6 protein-coding genes are annotated in these 5,132 nt (G+C 58.6%); 3 read left to right on the forward strand and 3 right to left on the reverse strand.

The window, feature by feature from the left end:
• From EOC93_RS34325 to EOC93_RS32480, 3 genes are all read left to right on the forward strand, one after another.
• The coding region (locus tag EOC93_RS34325; RefSeq protein ID WP_164759373.1) for an SGNH/GDSL hydrolase family protein at nt 1-2,374 on the forward strand (2,374 nt) is incomplete at its 5' end.
• Between the two features lie 3 nt (nt 2,375-2,377).
• Nucleotides 2,378-2,560, forward strand: a complete 183-nt coding sequence (locus EOC93_RS32475) for a hypothetical protein (RefSeq protein ID WP_127206647.1) — start codon at nt 2,378-2,380, stop codon at nt 2,558-2,560.
• A gap of 72 nt (nt 2,561-2,632) precedes the next feature.
• Nucleotides 2,633-3,346 (forward strand): class I SAM-dependent methyltransferase, encoded by a 714-nt coding sequence (locus EOC93_RS32480; RefSeq protein ID WP_127206648.1) that lies wholly within the window; start codon nt 2,633-2,635, stop codon nt 3,344-3,346.
• On the opposite strand, the gene EOC93_RS35495 is transcribed toward EOC93_RS32480, so the two are convergent.
• The 3 genes from EOC93_RS35495 to EOC93_RS32490 all read right to left on the reverse strand — a co-directional run bounded on the left by EOC93_RS35495 (nt 3,335) and on the right by EOC93_RS32490 (nt 4,923).
• Nucleotides 3,335-3,886, reverse strand: a complete 552-nt coding sequence (locus EOC93_RS35495; protein WP_127206649.1) for an acyltransferase — start codon at nt 3,884-3,886, stop codon at nt 3,335-3,337. The genes EOC93_RS32480 and EOC93_RS35495 overlap by 12 nt on opposite strands.
• 516 nt (nt 3,887-4,402) lie before the next feature.
• A complete protein-coding gene (locus EOC93_RS34330) occupies nt 4,403-4,573 on the reverse strand; it encodes a hypothetical protein (protein WP_164759374.1) in 171 nt (56 codons plus the stop codon).
• A 149-nt stretch (nt 4,574-4,722) separates the two neighbouring features.
• A complete protein-coding gene (locus tag EOC93_RS32490; protein WP_127206650.1) occupies nt 4,723-4,923 on the reverse strand; it encodes a hypothetical protein in 201 nt (66 codons plus the stop codon).
• Nucleotides 4,924-5,132: the final 209 nt, after the last annotated feature.

Below are 5,132 nucleotides of genomic sequence, written 5' to 3' on the forward strand. Positions count from 1 at the left end.
GGCGGGGTTGGCAGGCGCAAGTGCGGCGGCGGTCCTGGGCCGGAATGTCGGCGTTGGCGAATATTTCTGGACGCCAGTCACGGCGACGGAGCTCGGACTTTACCAAGTGGCGGCAGGGCCGGTTGCGACCGAGACTGGCTTGGTGTCGACGCCGGCCGATATCGCCGCCCTGATCGGGTCGCAAAAGGCCGGTCCCGTCGCCATTACCGGTGCGGGAACGGCCGTCAGCAACCCAAGCGTTTACTTTTGGCCGCTCTCTCTGAAGACCGTTGACCAGTATCTGACGGCTCTAGAGACTGGCATGGGGACGGTCGGCATTTTGAACGTGGTCATAGCCCATGTTGAAGGTGACGGCACGCTTACGAAGGTCTCCGAGCAAGAGGTCATTGTCGCGACCGGCGTTTCAACTCTCAGCGGGCTTTCAATCTTGAAGCCGGCCGGCAGTGTTGTAGGCGTCCAGTGGATTTCCGGCACCTGGTATTATACGCCGGGGACAATTCCGAATGGCGAAAGCGAGTGGTTCACGGCCGCTGTCCCGACAGTGAGTACGGCAAAATCGGTCGGTTTCACCAATGGCCCACAATGGAAAGCTACATTTGCGGGCGAAGTTTCCGCCAAGGCACGGACGGCCTATGCTTCGATTTCCGGACTCGAAGAGACGGTGGGTGCAGAGCAGGTGATTGGTTGGCCGGCCTTGGTCAACACCGGGACGAATACGCCGGCAAATTACAGCGTCGTTTTCCAAACTCCGGCAGAAGCCGATGGCTACATCACCGAGGTCGACGTTGGCGCAAGCGGACCCGGAACTGCCAACATTCACGTAATCCAGTACAATGGCGACCCGACCGTCGACGTGATCAGCACCCATCAGATCACGCTGGCCAATGGTATGAGCAAAATCCCTCTCAGCATCCCGATTGCAGCGGGGCAGTATCCGGCGATCAGCGGCGGCGGTTACAAGTTTCAAAACAGCGTCAATCCGCAGGGCATCCCCGTATGGATCAGGGCCGGCGCGCTGTCGAACGGCGCGACGGTGGCCTCATCCACCCAGCACCGCTATGAGGTGGCTTTCACGATCAAGACTGGGCTTATTGCCGACGTCTCACGGGCTCTGACCGGCGGAGGGGAGAACACGGGGCTGGCTCTGCTGGCGGACGCCGACCCAAATGGTGTCGTTGATGCGACAGCAATTTTTGCCGCCGCTGCGGCCGCGCATCCATATCCCTATGTGCCGCCCGGCAGTTTCGCCTTGACGGCCATGCCTGCGTCCGGAAACGGGTTCAATGGACCGGGCAAGCCTATAGTGAACGGCGAGAGGTTCTTCATTTCGCCTAAGCCATCACTTTACAACCTCTATGACGGCTTCCGCACTAAGATGGCGGAGCATATCGCTAACAATGATGTGCTCTGCCTGATCGCCGATAGCATTGGTCATTGGGCGCTGGCCAGCAACGGCCCGGCGCACTGGTTCAATCTCGTTACCCGCTTCGCCAACCTCGGCATCGCGGCCGATGAACCGGGGATGACGGCGCTCCGGCCAAGCTCCACGTACACCCCGGATTTCTATGGCGTTACGACCAGCGGAATCGTCTCGACGGGAACGCGTGGGCCGCTCGGCGAAAGCATCATCCTTGCGGATGGCGCGTCCCTGGCGTTCACAGGAGCTTATGAACAGGTCGACGTCCACTACACCCAGGACGCCGGTCAAGGTTCGCTCGCCTTCGCCTTTAACGGCGACGCAGCCTACAAGATTGTGAACGCTGCCGGCGCCCTGGCGCTCGATCAATATTCCGGCCCGTCCCTGACAGGGCAGGCTGCGAGCGGGAATTATACGCTCACGGCCGTAGGCGGACCTGTGGAGATCACGGGGGTTATCCGGCTCGGCATCAAGGCGGCCGGCTCGCGCCCGCGCCTGCGCACGTTGCGCGCCGCGCACGGAAGTTATACCTTCGCGTCCTTCAACGCGCCGCGCCTTGCCTCGACCATCGCTCAATGCGGCTATGCTGGCGGCAAGATTGTGCCTGTCCTCGCCCTGGGCATCAACGATAGTTTCGGCACGCCGCCGGCTACGATTTCGGCTAACATCACTTCGATCATCAACACTTTGGAAGCGGCCTCGGCGCCCCGCATCGTTGTCATGCCGCCGACGCGGCCATCATCTTCGTGGAACGGCAGCTATACGGGTGGCCGAACCTACGATGCAGCGCTTGGCGCGATTCGCCAAACCTACCGGTCGCGAAATGTGCTGACGATCCCGATCGACGGGTTCGATTACATCAATTCAGGAGTCTATCAAGAGGGCCTGCACTACAACGATGCCGGCCACTACGGCAACGCGCTGCGCTTCGTCGAATACGTCGCGGAGAGGGGATAGCCGATGCCACTCGCAATTCGACGCAAGGGTAAAGTGATCGCGACGCTCGAAGAAGGTGAGGAATGGGTGATCGTCGGCAAGAAAATTCTGATTACCAAGCCCAGTGACCCGACTCATTGTCGAGAAATCACAATGCCTAAGGACGATGCCGAAGGTCTCGTCGAAATGTGGCTTGGTGGCTCCTAGTCCGTACTGGACGCGGTTCGCGCGCTATGGCACGGTCGGGTTGGCGGGGGCGATCCTTAGGAGGATTTGTCGATGGCGGACGCCGGCAGCATTATAGCGATCTATGATGATTACTACGCAGATGGCAAAGTAGCTGCGAAACGCGAAATTGCTTCGCAGCAGTCAGTCGGTCATATCGAAGCGATCCTCCAGGGGAAGACCTTCGAAAAGATCCTTGATATTGGGGCCGGTGAAGGAGCTGTGCTGGACAAACTCAACAAGCGAAATCTGGCAAAGACACTCGGAGCGGTCGAGATTTCGACCTCGGGTATTGAGGCCATCAAGGCACGGAAAATCCCTAGTCTGAAGAGCCTCGATGTTTTTGACGGCTACCACATTCCGCACTCCGACAAGTCGTTCGATCTGGGGTTGGCGATCCACGTCGTCGAGCACGTCGAACACGAACGTTTGTTCTTGGCAGAGGCGGCGAGGGTCTGCAAAAAGCTCTATATCGAGGTCCCACTGGAGCATACGCGAAGGCTAGACCGCGCCATCCGCATGTCGGGGCCGTATGGGCATATCAACTTCTATACCACCCTATCATTCGAAAACCTGCTCAAGACCTCCGGACTGGCGGTCGAGCGGCTTAAAGTCTTTCCTCATGATCTCGCCTATGAGCAACACTTGGCAGGTCGTACAAAAGGATGGCTGAAGTACAAGGTGCGGACAGAGTTCCTGAAAATTGCGCCTAAAGCCGCAATGCGCAGTGTCGCTTACATGGCCGGAGCTCTGTGCTCAAGCCACTGATCGAGCCACTGGGTCGCCGATTTGCCTGGCAGGGTTGCCGCCAACCATGGTGAAGGGCGCCACATCTTTTGTTACTACCGATCCGGCGCCGACGACTGCGCCCTTGCCGATCGTCACACCTTTCAGAATAACGGTGTTGAAGCCAATAAAGACGTTGTCTTCAATTCTCACCGGCGCGATGGTGATGTTCGACCAGTCCTTCTTTCCCTGATGCCAGTCGGCGACATCGGCCTTCCGATTCTGCCATCCTGTCGCATGCGAGTTGTGATCTACGACCGTGGTGCCCCAGCTTATGATCACGTCATTACCGATTTCGATGCGCTCGGCCGCGACGAGGTGGCTCTTGCCGATGTAGCTGCGCTGGCCGACGGTGATCTTTGCGTCGGGCCGGTCAAAGGAAAAAGCGCAGTGGAGGATACATTCCTCGCCGATCGCATGATGGCCGCGCCGTGCGGTGCGAATGCTTTGGATACTCATCTTCGCGCCGGCGCCGGCGTTGATGCCAGCTAGGCGATACATGAACCGTGGAACGAACGGCATCTCAGTTTCGCCCGAAACGCGATTTCGGCAACCTTTCGGCGATAAGCTGCGATCCCGCGAAGAATCGGAAATGGGCCGAAAAGCGCTTGAGGCTTTGTGCTACCGGCTGGTCAGTACGCATCACTATCATTAGGCTGCCCACGTTTCTGCCGCTATTTGCGGCAAGCGGCGGCGCTTTGCAAGCGCGATAGTCCCGCGTTCACGCTCTAATACGTTTGGCTTAACAGTGTCTCTGATTGGAGAGCCTGCGCAGTTGGCGTTCGCCATTCGCACGGACTTGCATATCGATCGCGACTCTGATCGAGACGCCCTTCAAAATTGCCGAAGAGAATTCTCTCGCTCCGAAGAAGAGCCCCCTGCGTAGTCGCCAGGCGCAAAAATCCAACGGAACGTTCTGGAAAGAACGTAGCGGGTGACGCCGGATCGGCTGGGCTATACCGGATGAGTGGTCCGGTAACTTTATCAACGGCGCCGAGGCCGTAGCGGCGCTAAATACGCAGGCGAATGGCGCAACAGCTATTGATGGTTGTCTTGCGGCTTATTGTGAGGCTGGCTGTTCGACCACCAGATAAAATACAGCGAACCTATCTTCATGACCGGCACGCGGCGCTCGCGTTCGCGCACCCGCAATTCGCGATAAACTTTCATCTTCAGGGTGCCGCCCGGCAATTTGATACGCACTGCCATCGGTTCAACTCCCGCCGTGCAACGCAACGATGATGTGCAATGCAGCAATTAGAGAACTTCCCCCAGGGAAGAGTCAACAGCCGATAGGCGAGTTCTTTGACTATTTCCGGAAGGATTTGAGCGCAGGCGCCCGATGATGGTCCAGGTCGTCAACGCATTGCCTGGGGCCGGTCAGGATCGTCCGGTGCACCCGGCTGGTCGTTCAAAGGACGCTGGCGGCTCGACCACCAGGTAAAATACAGCGAGCCCATCTTCAGAACCGGCACGCGGCGGGCGCGCTCGCGCTCGCGCAATTCCCGATACACCTTCAGCTTCAAGGTGCCGCCCGGCAACTTGATACGAACCGCCATCAGCCCAACCCCATTGTGCAGCGCAGCAATTAAAGAGCTTCCGCAGCGGAAGAGTCAACAGCCGGTCATTGACTATTTCTGGGGCTATTTCTGGAACTGGTTCCAGAAGGGTTCGGATCGCAGGCTCGGATTATCGTTTTGGCGGGCGCCCGGACCGCGACATGCTGCTCGGCCACCAGACGATGAAGTACTTTCCGACCTGCCAGACC

The sequence above is a fragment of the Mesorhizobium sp. M6A.T.Ce.TU.002.03.1.1 genome, from assembly GCF_003997275.1.
GTDB lineage: Bacteria > Pseudomonadota > Alphaproteobacteria > Rhizobiales > Rhizobiaceae > Mesorhizobium > Mesorhizobium mediterraneum.